Below are 16,685 nucleotides of genomic sequence, written 5' to 3' on the forward strand. Positions count from 1 at the left end.
TTAATGACCCAGTCTATGCGAGTTGCAGATAAGCGGCAAATTGAATGAACTTGGGTATAATCCGCCAGCCTCTGATAAACTCCTATCAAAATTACCAGGCTCGTATTTAATTATGTATTCAGGACTGCTGATTATTTTATTACCGCTGATCGTCGGTTACCTTGTCCCACTACGCAGCAACACCCTGATTCAGGTTATTAACCGTCTGCTCGGGTGGATGGTGTACGTTATTCTGTTTTTTATGGGGATCAGCCTGGCGTTTCTGGAAAACCTGGCCATTAATCTGGTTTTGATCTTTCAATACACTGCGGTGTTTTTCCTGTGTATCTGCTGCGCCAATCTCCTGTTACTTTCTGTGTTGGAACGCTATCGTCCATGGCGGCACCCCAACAAACAGTTAAAACCCCCCTCTCGCCTGCATATGGCACTGGAATCACTGAAGCTTGGTGGCGTGGTTCTCGCGGGTTTTGCGCTAGGGTTAACCCAGTGGCACTGGCTGCAACTGGCGGGTAAAGGCAGTGAGTATGCCTTGATTTTCCTGCTATTACTGGTGGGGATCCAACTACGCAATAATGGCATGACCCTGCGCCAGATAGTGCTAAACCGTCGTGGTCTGGTGGTGGCGGTGGTGGTAGTAGTCAGTTCATTGGCTGGTGGCGCGTTAGCGGCACAATTGCTGGGGCTTTCGCTAAAAACCGGTTTAGCAATGGCATCAGGGTTTGGCTGGTATTCACTTTCCGGTATTTTGATCAGCGATGCCTACGGCCCGGTGATGGGCAGCGCCGCTTTCTTTAACGATCTGGCGCGGGAACTGGTGGCCATTATGCTGATCCCGACACTGGCTCGCCGCAGCGGTTCTACCGCCTTGGGATTATGTGGCGCGACCTCCATGGACTTCACCTTACCGGTGCTACAACGCAGTGCCGGGCTGGACATGGTGCCTCCGGCAATCGTACACGGGTTCCTGTTAAGCTTGTTAGCCCCGATACTTATCGCGCTGTTCTCTTAATGATGCCGTTCAGCGCTGGCTAACTTAAAAGCGAATGATTCCTGTTTTCAGGTTAATTTGTTCTAAATCAAATTAAGTTAATATTGCATTAAAAATACCTTTTTAAGCCACGCCTGCCGATCTATGCTCAAAAACAGGTATATAAAATGCAACTTTAAAAAGGAAGCGATCATGTTTTGTGTGCAATGTGAACAAACCATCCGGACATCTGCAGGCAATGGCTGTTCTTACGCTCAAGGTGTGTGTGGAAAAACAGCTGAAACCTCTGATCTGCAAGATCTGTTGGTTGCCGTGTTACAAGGGCTATCTGCATGGGCTTTACAAGCGCGGGCGTTAGGGATTATCGATCATGACATCGACCATTTTTCACCCCATGCCTTCTTCTCGACACTGACCAACGTCAACTTCGATTCTCAGCGCATTATCGGCTACGCTCGTGAGGCTGTCGCGTTGCGCGAATCACTGGCGGCACGTTGTCGTCTGCTTGATGCCAGTGTCCGGGTTGATCACCCGCTGGCAGCACTGCAACTAGCGGGAGACGATATGTCCGCTCTGCTACAGCAGGCGGCACAGTTTGCCCTCAATAGCGATAAAGCTGGCGTCGGTGACGATATTCATGGGCTGCGCATGCTTTGTCTGTATGGGCTGAAAGGCGCCGCCGCTTATATGGAACACGCTCATGTATTGGGGCAGTCGGATAGCCAAATCTATGCCGATTATCATGCTTACATGGCTTGGCTGGGCGCACTGCCGACCGATGTTGATACCTTGCTAAACAACGCCATGGGCATCGGCAAAATGAACTTTAAGGTGATGGAGATGTTGGATCAGGGGGAAACCCTGGCGTTTGGTCATCCACAACCCAGTTCGGTCAATGTTCGCCCGGTTGCCGGCAAAGCGATTCTGATTTCTGGTCACGACCTGAAAGACCTGCAACTGTTACTGGAACAAACCGCAGGTTCTGGCATCAACGTCTACACCCATGGTGAAATGCTGCCCGCCCATAGCTATCCAGAACTCAGTAAATATCCCCATTTGGTGGGGAACTACGGTGGCGGTTGGCAGAATCAACAAGTTGAGTTCGCCAAATTCCCTGGCCCAATCGTCATGACCTCCAACTGTATTATCGATCCCAATCTCGGTAATTACGCGGATCGTATCTGGACGCGCAGCATGGTCGGCTGGCCGGGCGTTAATCACCTGGATGGTGACGACTTCAGTACCGTTATCAGCCAGGCACAACAGCTTGCGGGTTTTCCCTACAGTGAGATTGAACAGCAGATCACCATCGGCTTTGGTCGTCAGGTGCTCCTCAATGCGGCGGATACCGTTATTGACCTGGTGGCACAGAAAAAACTGCGCCATGTCTTCCTGGTTGGCGGCTGTGATGGTAGCCGTGATGACCGCAGCTACTTTACCGATTTTGCCCGTAATATTCCGCAAGATTGCCTGATTATGACCTTGGGTTGTGGCAAATATCGCTTCAACAAGCTGGAGTTCGGTACGTTGGAAGGCTTGCCGCGCCTGCTGGATGTGGGCCAGTGCAACGATGCCTATTCAGCGGTGATGTTGGCGGTGAAGCTGTCAGAAAAACTCGGTTGCAGCGTCAATGATCTGCCACTCAGTCTGGTGCTCTCCTGGTTTGAGCAAAAGGCGATTGTTATCCTGCTGACGCTACTGTCACTGGGGGTTAAAAATATCCTGACCGGCCCCACCGCCCCGGCGTTCCTGACCGATAACCTGTTGGCGATCCTCAACGATAAATTCGCCATGCGCCCAATCACCAGCGTTGAACAAGATTTGCAAGGTATTCTCGGCTAATGCTGCTTCCCCGGGGCTGCCAGTTGCAGCCCCTCTATTTTTAAGGTGATTGAAGTGACCCAACCCAGCCCATTTTGCCCTAATCAGATGCAAGTACACTCCCTGCAACAGGAAACTGCTGACGTTTGGACACTGAATCTGATCACTCCCGGCGTTTATTCCTATCTTCCCGGCCAGTATGCCTTAGTCAGTATCCGTAATAGTGAAGAAATATTGCGCGCCTATACGCTCTCTTCCTCCCCTGGTTTAAGCCGTTTTATCAGTATCAGTGTCCGCTGCCTGCCAGACGGTACCGCTTCCCGCTGGCTGACTCAGGAGGTCAAACCGGGTGATCAGCTCTGGCTATCAGATGCTCAAGGGGACTTCAGTTGTGCGCTGTATCCCAGTGACCATTACCTGATGCTCGCTGCTGGTTGTGGCGTTACACCAATAATCTCTATGTGCCGCTGGTTAGTCAGCAACCACGCGCAATGCGATATCCGCGTGATCTTTAATGTTCGGAGCCCATCTGAGGTCATTTTTGCCGATGAGTGGCAGAAATTAGCGGCTCAACACCCACAATTGCAGTTGACACTGATGGCTGAGCAAGGGGCAACTCCGGGTTTTCTCACCGGTCGCATCAATGAGCAGGTGCTGCGACAAGTGGCACCGGATATTACTTCACGTACCGTGATGACCTGTGGCCCCGAGCCTTACATGCAACAAGTGGCGCAACTGTGTCAGCAACTGGGGGTTCCGCCGGCTCAATTTCACCAGGAGCTGTTCCATACTCCATCAGCACACACTGACCCACTGGCTGATCAATTGATACTGCGTATCAACCAGCCACTAGGTGAATTCCGTATTCCCGTTGGCAGCACCCTGTTGGCCGCCTTGGAGATGCACCAACTACCGGTCAATGCAGCCTGCCGCGCTGGGGTATGCGGTGCTTGCAAAATCCGCATTCTCAACGGTAAATACAGCACCACCAGTACGGTCACGCTAATGCCCAAAGAGATCGAAGCAGGTTATGTGTTAGCCTGCAGTTGCCTATTGGAGAGTGATACCACTCTGGCCTAGTGTGTATCCGTCGTCAGGCGATTTGATAAGCAGGATCAGGATGCAACCACACCCTTTATACTCGTTATACTTCAAGCTGCCTGGGTGTTGACGGCGGTTACTCTGCTCATCACTGAGGCTTAGCGCATCAGGGCCGCAGTAGCCTGATTAATGACGGCTAGACAACAGGTTGAATCAAACGGACTACTGGCGTGCTTGCCGACATTTTCTTCACGCCAAACAAGAAAAAACCATTTTATTTTCTGCTTTTCCCACCCTGCAATCGGGTTATTATAACAACTCACCCGTCATCAAACGTTCAAGGTTCCCTATGTTAATTGATTTACGCAGTGATACCGTTACCCAACCCAGCGCAGAGATGCGTAGCGCCATGGCACGTGCCGATGTTGGCGATGATGTGTATGGTGACGATCCTACCGTTAATGCTCTACAATCCGAAGCCGTCAGGCTTTCAGGCAAAGAAGCCGCACTGTTCCTGCCCACCGGAACCCAGGCTAATCTGGTGGCTTTATTAAGCCATTGCCAACGCGGTGAGGAATATATTGTCGGCCAGCAGGCGCATACCTATAAATATGAAGCCGGTGGAGCCGCAGTCCTTGGCAGTATTCAGCCACAACCTGTCGAAGCCGCGCCGGATGGTACGCTACCATTGGACAAAGTCGCAGCCGCCATCAAGCCCGACGATATTCACTTTGCCAGAACCCGTTTATTGAGCCTGGAAAATACCATCAGTGGCAGAGTGCTACCGTTAGCCTATCTGCAACAAGCCTGGCAATTCACCCGTGAACGGCAGTTAGCCCTGCACATTGACGGGGCGCGCATCTTCAACGCTGCCGTGGCACTAAATGTACCGCTAAAAACTATCACCCAATATTGCGATACCTTCACCATCTGTCTGTCAAAAGGCTTGGGTGCACCGGTTGGTTCGTTACTTTGCGGTAGCCAGGAGTTTATCCAGCGCGCGATTCGTTGGCGCAAAATGGCTGGTGGTGGTATGCGTCAAGCCGGTATCCTGGCAGCGGCTGGGTTGTATGCTTTAGAACACAATGTTGAACGGCTAAAAGAAGATCACGATAACGCCAAATGGCTGGAACAGCAGTTACGTGCTATTGGATTGGATATTGCCGAACCCGGCGCACAGACCAACGTATTATACCTGCACCAATCGCCGGAACTGGCAGCCAAACTGGGGCCATGGATGCGAGAGCGTGGGGTGCTGATCAGTGCTGGGCCATTGACCCGTATCCTCACTCACCTCAACGTCAGCCGCCAAGACCTGCAAAAAGTGGTCAATCTGTGGCAGGAATTCTTGCAGCAACATGCCTAAAATCGCCTCAACCCGGCCAGTTACCGCATAATTGCAGTAACTGGTTGCCAACTGAGCTAAGACGCCCTGATAAACTATCAGGGCGTGCTATTCAGCCGGTTATCGCCGCCACAAAGCGGCGGGTAATTTGCTGAGGGCGGGTGATCGCCCCCCCAACCACCACCGCATGAGCCCCTAATGCCAGACAACGAGCGGCCATTTCCGGCGTTTCAACATTCCCTTCAGCAATCACCGGCAAGTTCACCGCCGCCACCACCTCGCGCAGAAAACGGAAATCCTCTTGCGCCAGCTTTTTCCCGGCAGTTTCTTGGGTATAACCATGCAGTGTGGTTCCCACACAATCGAAGCCTAACTCACTGGCAATTTTTGCCTCTTCCAAGGTGGCAATATCCGCCATCAGCAATAGCGCCGGATATTTAGCACGAATGGCGGCTATCAAGGCCGGTAACTGCAACGCCCCCGGGCGTGGATAGAGTGTGGCATCCAAGGCGATCATCTGCGGCGCCACCGTCATCAATTGGTCAATCTCCGCCAGGGTTGGCGTAATATAGACCTCACTACCCGGGTAATCCTGTTTGATAATGGCAATCACCGGTAACGCCACCGCCTGCATAATCGCTTTGACATCTGCTACGCTGTTGGCGCGGATCGCCGCCGCCCCTCCCTGCTCGGCAGCCAGCGCCATACGCGACATAATAAAATCACTGTGTAGAGGTTCATCTGGCAAAGCCTGGCAAGATACCACTAGCTTCCCTTTAATCTGCTGCAAAATCGATACGGTCATAACCCCAATAACTCCTCTACTTCATTTTTAATAATGGTGACATGGGGCCCATAAATCACCTGTACCCCATTGCCACGGATAATCACCCCGCGGGCACCCGTGGCTTTTAAAGCCGCTTCATCAATGTGATCACTCTGTTTAAGCGTGATACGCAAGCGCGTGGCACAACAATCCAATTCGACGATATTCTCTTTGCCCCCTAACGCAGTCACTACCTGTTGTGAACGGTCGCTGGCGGGTTGAAGGGTTTCCGTTTCCAACTCATCACCGCGCCCTGGGGTTTTGAAATTAAAGCGAGCAATCAGGAAGCGGAAGGTGAAGTAATAGAGGAAGAACCAAGGGATGCCGACCAAGGGGACGTACATCCAATGGGTTTTGGCTTCCCCTTGCAAAACACCGAACAGGATAAAATCGATAAAACCGCCAGAAAATGTCTGGCCGATAGTAATGTGCAGGATATGCGCCAACATAAACGCCAAACCATCAAAGATGGCATGAACCACATACAATGCTGGGGCAACAAACAGGAACGAAAATTCAATAGGTTCAGTAATCCCGGTCAGAAAGGAGGTTAACGCCGCAGAAAGCAGCAACCCGCCAACACGTTTGCGGTTTTCCGGCTTGGCACTTTGATACATCGCCAGGCAAGCCCCTACCAACCCGAACATCATGGTAATAAAGCGGCCCGACATGAAACGTGCAGTACCAATGTAGAACTGTTGGGTATTGGGATCCGCTAACTGAGCGAAGAAAATACGCTGCGTGCCCTCAACCAGTTGCCCATTAACTACTTCACTTCCCCCAAGGGCGGTGGTCCAGAAAGGCAGATAAAAGATATGGTGCAAACCAAATGGGCCCAGCATACGCAGGACAAACCCATAGATGAACGTCCCCAGATAGCCGGTGGCATCCACTAACCCGCCGAGACTGAAAATTACTTTCTGGAAGTGCGGCCAAATTAGGGTCATCACCGCGCCGACGCCAATGGCCGCAAAGGAACTGATGATAGGAATAAAACGTGAACCGCCAAAGAACCCGAGAAACTGCGGCAAAGCAATTTTGTTATAGCGGTTATGCAGATACCAAGTCACCAATCCAATGATGACACCACCAAAAACCCCGGTTTCCAGCGTCTGAACCCCGAGGATCATGCCTTGACCTACGGCACTCGGGTTATCAATGGCCAGGGTGCCACTGATCTTCAGCAACGCATTAATCGTGGCATTCATCACCAAATAGGCAATTAACGATGCCAGCCCGGCAGTACCTTTATCACTTTTGGCTAAGCCAACCGCCACGCCAACAGCAAACAGCACCGCCAAATTAGCAAATACCGTCGCCCCGGCACTGGCCATTACCGTGAAGAGCCCCTGTAACCAGCCGATATTCAGAAAAGGGTAAGCTTCAACGGTGTTCGGGTTGGAAAGCGCGCCACCAATCCCTAACAGTAACCCGGCCGCCGGTAGTACGGCGATGGGTAACATAAACGACTTACCAAAAAGTTGGGCTTTTTCAAACCAACTTCCTGATGTTTTTCCTCCTGGCTTTGACATAAATTTTCTCCTTTAATATTTATTTTAGATAAAAATTATTACCACAAATAAAACGTAAAAATGAAAATAAAATTCAAAACAATGATGTGCTTCACAGGCTGCGGATTTTGCTGGCGGGAAGGGAAGATCTTCCGTCACAATAGGGCAGAGATAGCCAACAAGGTAACGTGATGAATACTGGAAATTTGTTATTACGTCTTAAGCAGAATTTGACGAGTTACAGTCCTACACTGCAAAAACTCGGCAATTTTGTCATCGAAGAGTCTTCCAGGGTGCTCTACTTTACCATTACTGAGTTGGCCCGTGAGAGTGGGGCCAGCGAAGCCAGTGTTACCCGCCTCTGCCGCCATCTGGGCTGCAAAGGCTACACCGAGTTTAAAATGGCGCTGGCACTGTGTGTGCAGCAAAATCAACCGGAAGTGGCGTCAAACCTCAGTTCAACAGAAAGTTTGATCGAAGAAAGCGTACAAGCGCTGCGTGATACCGGGGCGCTACTTGACCATCAGGCATTACAACTGGCAGCCCAAGCTTTGCACCAGGCAAAAGCCGTGCAAATTTATGGCGTCGCCGCCAGTGCGATCATTGGTGATTTCCTGCAATACAAGTTATTACGTGTGGGTAAACCGGCACTGCTTTTTAGCGATATGCATCGTGCCGCAATGAATGCCACCTCACTGGGCCAGCAGGATGTACTGATTGCCATTTCCAGTTCAGGCTCCACCAAAGATATTTTACATGCGGTCACCTTAGCCAAACAGCAACAGGCCCAGGTGATTGTTATCAGCAACACCCAACGCAGCCCCTTGGCTAAACTGGCGGATATTTTACTGGTAGCTGCCAAACCGGAAGGCCCACTCAACGCGGGCACATTGCCAGCCAAAGTGGGGGCGATGTTATTGGTGGAGTTTATGGTGGCAGAACTGACCAAACAGGCTGCGGGCTATAACCAGTCCATTGAAAATACCGCCCGTGCCACCTTCCCATTGCTGTTATAAACTCACACCACCATACGGCCATAAAGCCAATATCCTGCGGCCAACATCGCCAGCAGATTAACCACCACACTGAGAATAAAATACGTTTTAAAGGGCTGTTTTTGCGTTTTATGCCGGAAAAGCTGTTGCCCAAGAAAGCCTCCTATCCAGCCCCCCAGTATCCCAAACAGTAACAGGGTGAACTCTGGCAACCGTTGCCACCCCTTGCTGGCAGCCAGTTTGTCGCCACCATAGAGCAACAGGGTCAACACATTGACCAGCAACCACCACCCCCATAATGGATGGGGAATAAACTGGCAGCCAATAAAAATCAGCAACAGCATCAAATAACAAAAATAATTGATTTTCATTGGTATAGGCTCAAATGGATGTAAGCTGTAATAAGGAACACATTGAAATGATAGCAAGTATAACTGCTGCAATTCATCAGCAAATTTGGCATTCTGTAACGACCGCTTATATTACTGACAAATTGACGACAAGGCAGCAATAATGACTCCGCAACGTATTTTGGTTCTTGGTGCTAGTGGCTATATCGGTCAGCATCTGATCCCCTGCTTGGCTCAACAGGGTCATGAAGTCACCGCTGCCGCACGTCGCATCGAATGGTTGGAGCAACAAAACTGGCCGCAGGTGAACTGCCGCTATGTTGATGTTTATCGCCCTGCCACCCTGCCCGACGCTTTATGGCAAATCGATACCGTCTATTACCTGATCCACGGAATGGGTGATGGCGAGCATTTTATCGAAAAAGAGCGTCAAGCCGCAGAAAATCTACGTAATGCACTGCGAGATTCTCAGGTCAAGCAAGTTATTTTCCTCGGTGCTCTGCAACCGGCAGGGGAAAGCTCCCCGCACCTGGTGGCGCGTAAACTGACCGGTGAGATCCTGCGGCAAAGCGGGATACCGATAACAGAGCTGCGCGCCGGTATTATTATCGGCCCAGGTTCCGCAGCTTTCGAGATTATGCGCGATATGGTTTACAACATGCCGGTCCTGACCCCGCCACGTTGGGTACGTTCTAAATCCTCGCCGATAGCCTTGGATAATTTGCTCACCTACCTGACCGAGTTATTACAACATCCCGCAACAGAAAGCCGGATTTTCGACGTTGCTGGCCCGGAGTACATCAGCTACCAAACCATGTTTGAACGTTTTATTGCCATCAGCGGTAAAAAACGTTGGTTGATCCCAGTTCCTTTGCCGACGCGCTTTATCTCAGTCTGGTTTATCAGCATGATTACCTCGGTGCCGCCGTCCATTGCCAAAGCCTTGATTCAGGGCCTTAACCATGACTTACCCGCTAATGGTCAACCGCTGCAAACGTTAATCCCACAGCCGCTACAAACCTTTGATCAGGCAGTCACCCTCACCCTACGCCGCGAAGAAGAAGTTACCGACTCTGCAGACTGGGGTTACGCCCCAGAAGCCAGAGCCCGCTGGCGCCCAGGCTACGGCTTCTACCCCAAACAAGCCGGCTGCATAGTGGAAACAGCCGCCTCCAGTGAAGCCTTATGGCATGTGGTTCAGCAATTGGGCGGCAAAGAAGGCTATTTCTATGCCAATCTTTTGTGGCAAATCCGCGCTCGGATGGACGATATGCTGGGGAACGGTGTCGTCTATGGCCGACCGCAACGGGAAACCTTAGCAGTCGGCGATGTGGTGGATGGTTGGAAAGTGATCACGCTAAAACCATTGCAACAATTAGCCTTGTTGTTCGGCATGAAAGCCCCAGGGCTTGGGCGCTTGACCTTCACCATCAAAGATCTGGGTGATCGTCGCCAACTTGATGTCCGTGCCTGGTGGCACCCTGCCGGTTTTCGCGGGTTGCTTTACTGGTTTGTCATGATGCCAGCCCATCTGTTTATTTTTCGTGGTATGGCCAAACGCATTATTAAGCTGGCTGAACAAAAAGATAATCTATCTCGCTGAGATTGAAATAAATTTAGTTTTTATTGGTACAACAACGAAAAACAAGCGGCGTTTACTCTGCCTGAGCGCACCATTTGCTGATACAGTTAGGCTCTTTCCGATTGCATAGCGCTTAAAATCACGGAACAATGGCGCACATTGGATAATCGCCTCCGGCAAGCAAGCCAACCGCTTGATTTTGGGTAAAAATAGAGTTCGTTATGAAGGTATTGGTCACTGGTGCAAGCAGTGGGTTAGGCCGTAGCGCCATCGAATATCTTTGCCGTCAAGGCATCGCGGTACGCGCCACCAGCCGTAATCAGGCGTTGGGTTCTCTGCTGGAAAAAATAGGCGCGGAGTTTATTCATGCCGACCTTAGCAACCTGGTTTCTACGCAAGCTAAAGCCATGTTAGCGGGGGTGGATGTGCTATGGCACTGCTCTGGTTTTACCTCTCCGTGGGGGACTGAACAAGCCTTTGAACTGGCTAACGTCCGCGCTACGCGTCGTTTGGGGGAGTGGGCTGCGGCTTATGGCGTCTCACAGTTTATCCATATTTCCTCACCGGCGATTTATTTTGACTACCGCCATCATCACCATCTGCAGGAAGATTTCCGCCCACAGCGCTATGCCAATGAATTTGCCCGCAGCAAAGCAGCAAGCGAACAAGTGGTACAGCACCTGGCGTTATCCAACCCGCAAACTCACTTTACTATTTTGCGGCCCCAAGGGTTGTTTGGCCCACACGATAAAATATTGTTACCGCGCCTGCTGCAGATGATTAAGCAGTGCGGCAACCTGCCGTTGCCCCGTGGCGGTGACGCGCTGGTGGATATGACCTATCAAGAAAACGCGGTACATGCGATGTGGCTGGCAACCCTGAAAACAGACACCCCATCAGGGCGTGCCTACAATATCACCAATCAACAAGTGTGCCCGCTGAAGCATGTGATACAGCAATTCATTGATCAGCTCGATATAAAATGCCGTATCCGTTCAGTGCCTTATCCGCTATTGGATCTTATCGCCAGAGCCATGGAAAAGCTGAACAGCAACAACAACAAAGAGCCACTGTTCACGCATTATGGCGTTGCTAAACTCAATTTTGACCTCACGTTGGATAACACGCGGGCACAACAAGAACTGGGTTATCAACCGCTGATCTCACTGGAAGAGGGCATTACTCATACTGCTCGCTGGCTGGCAGAACACGGCAAACTGCACGGCCTGTGATTAGCGCCCCTGCCCATATTTGCTGAGCAAGGCATCAATAATCGCTTCACTTTCGGCATCCGGCTTACCGCGATGATCGCCAGGTCGGAAATGCATCTGAAACGCCGCCACCAAGTGCTGCTGCTGATTTCTATCCCACGTGGGATCAACACCGTAACCATAGCGTTGCAGTTTGGCCAAAAACGGCGCCATCGCTACCGGGGCCTGCTTATCACGACCCGCCAGATAGTATTCAACCTGTTGCTTATCCGGCCATGCGCCAATACCCGCCTGCGCCAATTGCTGCCAAGGGAACAGCGGCCCCGGATCCTGCTTGCGCTGTGGAGCAATATCACTATGGCCAACGATATCCATCGGCTGAATATCGTAACGCTTTATGATATCGCGGCTCAGTAGAATCAATAGCTCGATCTGTGCTGGGGAATACGGGGGCCAATGCTTGGCCTGCAACAGATGACTAAACCCCGGGTTGACGAGCTCAATACCAATCGAAGTATCATTGAGATTATTGCGCCCACGCCAATAGCTGACGCCGGCGTGCCAAGCACGCATCTCTTCCGGCACCAATTGGTAAGCCACGGGTTTGCCCTTTTGCAATGACGGCTGCTCAGGCAACAAATAATGAGCACTAACATTTTCATCTGTCAGTGTCTTCAACGACGCGTTAAAATCCGACGCAGTATAATGCATCACCAAAAAACGAATTCGCTGATCTGCCCCCCGGGCCTGATGCAAGGTTTCCAAGCGATAGCTGCCCTGCTCCATAATGGTACTGGCACTGGTACTGTGCTGCTGGGTTTGGCACCCTGCCAATAGTACACTTGCTAATATCACCGCTGCTCTGATACTCACCATCCCTCCAATATACCCTTCGCCATTCAAACTGCTGGGGCCATAATCGATGTTTGATGACTGGCGAACCTATGCCAAGAATCCCTCACCTCGCATACCTTCACCCCAAACACCCTCGATTTAAAAAGAATATCTATCAATATCACATACGACGAAGGAAACAACCGATAAGAATATCAATCTCACTATATTGTGCTACCTCCGTCGCGTTATCCTGCTCAGTGATAAATTTTAACTCACAAAGATTGCATAAGTATTCTATGGAAGTTAACATTCGCCGCATCAATGTCTATTCAACTCCTACGCATGAGTATTCAACTAAAAGATATCAATTGCTTTTACGGCGCACACCAGGCGCTGTTTAACATCACTTTGGATTGCCCTGCAGGGGAAACGTTAGTATTGCTTGGGCCAAGTGGTGCCGGGAAAAGCTCTTTGCTACGGGTACTTAACCTGCTTGAGATGCCACGTTCAGGGGTACTGAACATCGCTGGCAACCAGTTTGATTTCAAACAGGCACCCGGTGAAAAATCCATCCGCGAACTGCGCCAGAATGTCGGCATGGTATTTCAGCAATACAATCTCTGGCCGCATCTTAACGTACTGCAAAACCTGATAGAAGCCCCTTGCCGTGTACTTGGCCTAACCAAGGCTCAGGCGATGGAACGGGCCGATAAGCTGTTAACGCGTCTGCGCTTGACTGATTTTGCTGATCGTTTTCCGCTGCATCTTTCCGGTGGTCAACAACAGCGTGTTGCTATCGCCCGTGCACTCATGATGGAACCGCAGGTGTTGTTGTTCGATGAACCGACTGCCGCACTGGACCCGGAAATTACTGCACAAATTGTCAGTATCATCAATGAACTGGCAGGTACTGGCATCACTCAGGTGATCGTTACCCATGAAGTTGAAGTCGCACGTAAAACCGCCAGCCGAGTGGTCTATATGGAAAATGGCCGCGTCGTTGAACAGGGGTCTGCGCTTCATTTTGCTCAACCGCAAACCACAGAGTTTGCTAACTACCTGTCACACTAATACTTTTATTTGCTGTTTTAGGGGAATTTGCGATGAAAAAACTACTTATCGCCGCCGTTCTGGCTGGCATCAGCGTTTCTGCCACTGCCGCTGAAACTATTCGTTTCGCTACCGAAGCGTCCTATCCTCCGTTCGAGTTTGTCGCGGCAGATAATAAGATCCAAGGTTTTGATATCGACCTGGCTAATGCCCTGTGTAAAGAGATCCAGGCCGAATGTACTTTTACCAATCAAGCCTTCGACAGTTTAATCCCAAGCCTGAAGTTCAAACGCTTCGATGCCGTAATTGCAGGTATGGATATTACCCCTGAGCGTGAGAAACAAGTGCTGTTCAGCAAGCCTTATTATGATAACTCAGCGCTATTCATTGCTGAGAAAGGTAAGCTGGCTGACGTTGCCGCACTGAAAGGTAAAAAGGTAGGTGTACAAAATGGCACCACTCACCAGAAATACCTGACCGATAAACACCCGGAAATCACCACCGTGCCTTACGACAGCTATCAGAATGCAATTCTGGATCTGAAGAATGGCCGTGTTGATGCGGTGTTCGGAGATACTGCCGTGGTTAACGAATGGTTGAAGCAGAATGCTGCACTGGCCGCCGTGGGTGACAAAGTGACCGATAAAGGCTATTTCGGCACCGGTCTGGGGATTGCGGTTCGCCAGCAAAATACCGAGCTACAAGGGAAATTCAACGCAGCTCTGGATAAAATCAAGCAAGATGGCACCTACGAAACCATCTACAAAAAATGGTTCCAACAGTAATCATCACCCATGAATGAAATTCAACCTCTAGCAAGCGCCGCCGGCATGACCGTTGGCCTTGCCGTTTGTGCCTTGGTGCTCGGGTTAATCCTGGCGATGCTGTTTGCCGTCTGGGAAACCTCCCGTTGGAAAGTGGTCAGTTGGCTCGGAACCGCTTGGGTGACGCTATTGCGTGGCTTGCCGGAGATCCTGGTGGTGCTGTTCATTTATTTCGGCTCATCACAGCTGTTACTGCTGCTGTCGGACGGCTTTACCCTAAACTTTGGCCTGTTCCAACTACCGGTACAGTTGGCTATCGATAATTTCGAGATCAGCCCCTTCATGTGTGGCGTCATTGCCCTCGCCCTGCTGTATGCTGCTTACGCCTCGCAAACCTTGCGTGGGGCGCTGAAAGCCGTGCCGCAAGGCCAGTGGGAATCGGGCCAGGCATTGGGGTTGAGCAAAGCGGCAATATTTTTCCGTTTAATCATGCCGCAAATGTGGCGCCATGCCTTGCCGGGGCTAGGTAATCAATGGTTGGTGTTATTGAAAGATACCGCACTGGTTTCCCTGATCAGCGTTAATGACTTGATGCTGCAAACCAAAAGTATCGCCACCCGTACTCAGGAACCGTTTAACTGGTATGTCATTGCCGCAGCCATTTATCTGCTGGTGACATTACTCAGCCAGTACATCCTTAAACGGATTGAACTCCGTGCCACACGTTTTGAACGGAGGCCATCCTGATGCTTGAGTTCTTACCTGTCATTCTTAAAGGATTACATACCAGCTTGACGCTGACGGTAGCGGCATTGGTGGTTTCCCTATTCCTGTCATTGTTCCTGACGGTGATACTGACGCTAAAAACGCCGGTATTGACGCCGTTGGTAAAGGGCTATATTACGCTGTTCACCGGCACCCCCCTGCTGGTACAAATCTTCCTGATTTACTATGGCCCGGGCCAGTTCCCCGCCATCCGTGAGTATCCCTGGTTGTGGAGTCTGTTATCACAACCTTGGCTCTGCGCCATGATCGCCTTGGCGTTAAACAGTGCGGCTTATACCACCTTATTGTTCCACGGTGCGGTACGTGCTATCCCGGAAGGTCAGTGGCAATCTTGTGAAGCCCTTGGCATGTCGCGCAAGCAAACATTGCGCATTCTATTACCGTTCGCCTTTAAACGCGCCTTGTCCTCCTATTCCAACGAAGTGGTCTTGGTCTTCAAGAGTACCTCGCTGGCCTACACCATCACGCTGATGGAAGTGATGGGGTACAGCCAACTGATGTATGGCCGAACTTATGATGTGATGGTGTTTGGTGCTGCAGGTCTTGTTTACCTGTGTGTTAACGGGTTACTGACATTGATGATGCGCCTGATTGAACGCCGTGCGCTGGCGTTTGAACGCCGCAACTAAGCTAGCTGGCTAGCGAAACTGCTTGCTTCAAGCCCTGCCCTGCAGGGCTTTTTTATTCCACCAAATAAATTTTTAATCATTCATATTGCATATTAATTCACTAAATGGCATGTTTAGCGTCCTAGCCACTCACCATGCCGACGTTATTGGCAGCAAAATCAAAGGTGGCGAAATAAAGAATCTCATTTTTGACAGGAGTATTACGCATGAAAAAGCTGTTACTTGCCGCCACCCTTCTCGCCGGGATGACCTTTAACGCCGCAGCGGCAGAGAGTATCCGTTTTGCCTCTTCTGCCACCTATCCCCCTTTTGAATCCCTGGATGCCAACAACCAAATCGTCGGCTTTGATATCGATTTGGCCAAAGCCTTATGCAAACAGATGCAGGCCGAGTGTACTTTCTCCAACCATGCTTTTGATAGCCTGATCGCCGCACTGAAATTCAAAAAATATGATGCAGTGATCTCCGGTATGGATATCACCGCAGAACGTAGCAAGCAGGTCTCTTTTACCCAGCCTTATTATGCCAACTCCGCTATCGTGATTGCCCCAAAAGGCAAATTCACCTCACTGGCTGATTTAAAAGGTAAGAAAATCGGTATGGAGAATGGCACTACCCACCAAAAATATATGCAGGATAAACACCCAGAGATTAATACGGTGTCTTATGACAGCTATCAAAACGCCATTCTGGAAGTGAAAAATGGCCGTATTGATGGTGTGTTTGGGGATACCGCGGTGGTGAATGAATGGCTGAAAAACAACCCGGACCTGGCCCCTGTGGGTGAGCATGTTACTGATGCCCAGTACTTTGGCACAGGTTTAGGTATTGCCGTGCGCCAAGATAACCAGGCGCTGTTAGCCAAGTTAAACGCTGCGCTGGATGCCATCAAGGCTGATGGTACTTATAAAGCCATTAACGACAAGTGGTTCCCGCAATAAGTGACCCG

Annotated in this window: 16 protein-coding genes; 12 read left to right on the forward strand and 4 right to left on the reverse strand. The window is 50.6% G+C overall.

The window, feature by feature from the left end:
- Positions 1–112: 112 nt before the first annotated feature.
- The 4 genes from IO95_RS16235 to ltaE all read left to right on the forward strand — a co-directional run bounded on the left by IO95_RS16235 (position 113) and on the right by ltaE (position 5,216).
- Positions 113–1,009, forward strand: a complete 897-nt coding sequence (locus IO95_RS16235) for a lysine exporter LysO family protein (RefSeq protein WP_023491948.1) — start codon at positions 113–115, stop codon at positions 1,007–1,009.
- Positions 1,010–1,180: 171 nt separating this feature from the next.
- On the forward strand, positions 1,181–2,830 hold the full coding sequence (hcp, locus tag IO95_RS16240; protein ID WP_023491949.1) for a hydroxylamine reductase: 1,650 nt from the start codon (positions 1,181–1,183) through the stop codon (positions 2,828–2,830).
- A gap of 54 nt (positions 2,831–2,884) precedes the next feature.
- Positions 2,885–3,889 carry an NADH oxidoreductase gene (gene hcr / locus IO95_RS16245; protein WP_023491950.1) on the forward strand — a complete coding sequence of 335 codons (1,005 nt, stop codon included), beginning with the start codon at positions 2,885–2,887 and terminating at the stop codon, positions 3,887–3,889.
- Positions 3,890–4,199: 310 nt separating this feature from the next.
- A complete protein-coding gene (ltaE, locus tag IO95_RS16250) occupies positions 4,200–5,216 on the forward strand; it encodes a low-specificity L-threonine aldolase (protein WP_023491951.1) in 1,017 nt (338 codons plus the stop codon).
- Between the two features lie 91 nt (positions 5,217–5,307).
- Here ltaE and IO95_RS16255 read toward each other — a convergent pair whose 3' ends face one another.
- Both IO95_RS16255 and IO95_RS16260 read right to left on the reverse strand, forming a co-directional pair.
- Positions 5,308–6,000 carry an N-acetylmannosamine-6-phosphate 2-epimerase gene (locus IO95_RS16255; RefSeq protein WP_023491952.1) on the reverse strand — a complete coding sequence of 231 codons (693 nt, stop codon included), beginning with the start codon at positions 5,998–6,000 and terminating at the stop codon, positions 5,308–5,310.
- On the reverse strand, positions 5,997–7,553 hold the full coding sequence (locus IO95_RS16260) for a maltose/glucose-specific PTS transporter subunit IIC (protein ID WP_023491953.1): 1,557 nt from the start codon (positions 7,551–7,553) through the stop codon (positions 5,997–5,999). The genes IO95_RS16255 and IO95_RS16260 overlap by 4 nt, the downstream gene beginning before the upstream one ends.
- A 167-nt stretch (positions 7,554–7,720) precedes the next feature.
- Between IO95_RS16260 and IO95_RS16265 the strand changes: the two genes are divergently transcribed.
- Positions 7,721–8,548, forward strand: a complete 828-nt coding sequence (locus IO95_RS16265) for a MurR/RpiR family transcriptional regulator (protein ID WP_037386130.1) — start codon at positions 7,721–7,723, stop codon at positions 8,546–8,548.
- 2 nt (positions 8,549–8,550) lie between these two features.
- Here the strand turns inward: IO95_RS16265 and IO95_RS16270 are convergent, their stop codons facing one another.
- A complete protein-coding gene (locus IO95_RS16270; protein WP_023491955.1) occupies positions 8,551–8,898 on the reverse strand; it encodes a DUF1294 domain-containing protein in 348 nt (115 codons plus the stop codon).
- A gap of 142 nt (positions 8,899–9,040) precedes the next feature.
- Here IO95_RS16270 and IO95_RS16275 point away from each other — a divergent pair, with 142 nt between their 5' ends.
- A complete protein-coding gene (locus tag IO95_RS16275; protein WP_023491956.1) occupies positions 9,041–10,480 on the forward strand; it encodes a DUF2867 domain-containing protein in 1,440 nt (479 codons plus the stop codon).
- A gap of 200 nt (positions 10,481–10,680) precedes the next feature.
- A complete protein-coding gene (locus IO95_RS16280; RefSeq protein WP_037386132.1) occupies positions 10,681–11,691 on the forward strand; it encodes an NAD(P)-dependent oxidoreductase in 1,011 nt (336 codons plus the stop codon).
- Here the strand turns inward: IO95_RS16280 and IO95_RS16285 are convergent, their stop codons facing one another.
- Positions 11,692–12,546: an N-acetylmuramoyl-L-alanine amidase gene (locus tag IO95_RS16285; RefSeq protein ID WP_037386134.1), complete on the reverse strand. Its 855-nt coding sequence runs from the start codon at positions 12,544–12,546 to the stop codon at positions 11,692–11,694.
- Between the two features lie 303 nt (positions 12,547–12,849).
- Between IO95_RS16285 and artP the strand changes: the two genes are divergently transcribed.
- From artP to IO95_RS16310, 5 genes are all read left to right on the forward strand, one after another.
- Positions 12,850–13,578, forward strand: coding sequence for an arginine ABC transporter ATP-binding protein ArtP (gene artP, locus IO95_RS16290; protein ID WP_152554959.1), 729 nt, complete (start codon positions 12,850–12,852; stop codon positions 13,576–13,578).
- 32 nt (positions 13,579–13,610) lie between these two features.
- Complete coding sequence (artJ, locus tag IO95_RS16295) at positions 13,611–14,342, forward strand: arginine ABC transporter substrate-binding protein (RefSeq protein WP_023491962.1); 732 nt, start codon at positions 13,611–13,613, stop codon at positions 14,340–14,342.
- Positions 14,343–14,351: 9 nt separating this feature from the next.
- Entirely contained in the window at positions 14,352–15,068 is a 717-nt protein-coding gene (artQ, locus tag IO95_RS16300; protein ID WP_023491963.1) for an arginine ABC transporter permease ArtQ, read from the forward strand.
- Entirely contained in the window at positions 15,068–15,736 is a 669-nt protein-coding gene (gene artM / locus IO95_RS16305) for an arginine ABC transporter permease ArtM (protein ID WP_023491965.1), read from the forward strand. The genes artQ and artM overlap by 1 nt, the downstream gene beginning before the upstream one ends.
- 206 nt (positions 15,737–15,942) lie before the next feature.
- Complete coding sequence (locus tag IO95_RS16310) at positions 15,943–16,677, forward strand: arginine ABC transporter substrate-binding protein (RefSeq protein ID WP_023491967.1); 735 nt, start codon at positions 15,943–15,945, stop codon at positions 16,675–16,677.
- Positions 16,678–16,685: the final 8 nt, after the last annotated feature.

The organism is Serratia sp. DD3 (genome assembly GCF_000496755.2).

Coding starts and splice junctions, on each gene's coding strand:
- IO95_RS16310 (WP_023491967.1), top strand. CDS start 15,943: ATGAAAAAGCTGTTACTTGCCGCCACCCTTCTCGCCGGGATGACCTTT.
- artQ (WP_023491963.1), top strand. CDS start 14,352: ATGAATGAAATTCAACCTCTAGCAAGCGCCGCCGGCATGACCGTTGGC.
- artP (WP_152554959.1), top strand. CDS start 12,850: ATGAGTATTCAACTAAAAGATATCAATTGCTTTTACGGCGCACACCAG.
- IO95_RS16275 (WP_023491956.1), top strand. CDS start 9,041: ATGACTCCGCAACGTATTTTGGTTCTTGGTGCTAGTGGCTATATCGGT.
- ltaE (WP_023491951.1), top strand. CDS start 4,200: ATGTTAATTGATTTACGCAGTGATACCGTTACCCAACCCAGCGCAGAG.
- IO95_RS16270 (WP_023491955.1), bottom strand. CDS start 8,898: ATGAAAATCAATTATTTTTGTTATTTGATGCTGTTGCTGATTTTTATT.
- IO95_RS16285 (WP_037386134.1), bottom strand. CDS start 12,546: ATGGTGAGTATCAGAGCAGCGGTGATATTAGCAAGTGTACTATTGGCA.
- artJ (WP_023491962.1), top strand. CDS start 13,611: ATGAAAAAACTACTTATCGCCGCCGTTCTGGCTGGCATCAGCGTTTCT.
- IO95_RS16255 (WP_023491952.1), bottom strand. CDS start 6,000: ATGACCGTATCGATTTTGCAGCAGATTAAAGGGAAGCTAGTGGTATCT.
- IO95_RS16260 (WP_023491953.1), bottom strand. CDS start 7,553: ATGTCAAAGCCAGGAGGAAAAACATCAGGAAGTTGGTTTGAAAAAGCC.
- IO95_RS16235 (WP_023491948.1), top strand. CDS start 113: ATGTATTCAGGACTGCTGATTATTTTATTACCGCTGATCGTCGGTTAC.
- IO95_RS16280 (WP_037386132.1), top strand. CDS start 10,681: ATGAAGGTATTGGTCACTGGTGCAAGCAGTGGGTTAGGCCGTAGCGCC.
- artM (WP_023491965.1), top strand. CDS start 15,068: ATGCTTGAGTTCTTACCTGTCATTCTTAAAGGATTACATACCAGCTTG.
- hcp (WP_023491949.1), top strand. CDS start 1,181: ATGTTTTGTGTGCAATGTGAACAAACCATCCGGACATCTGCAGGCAAT.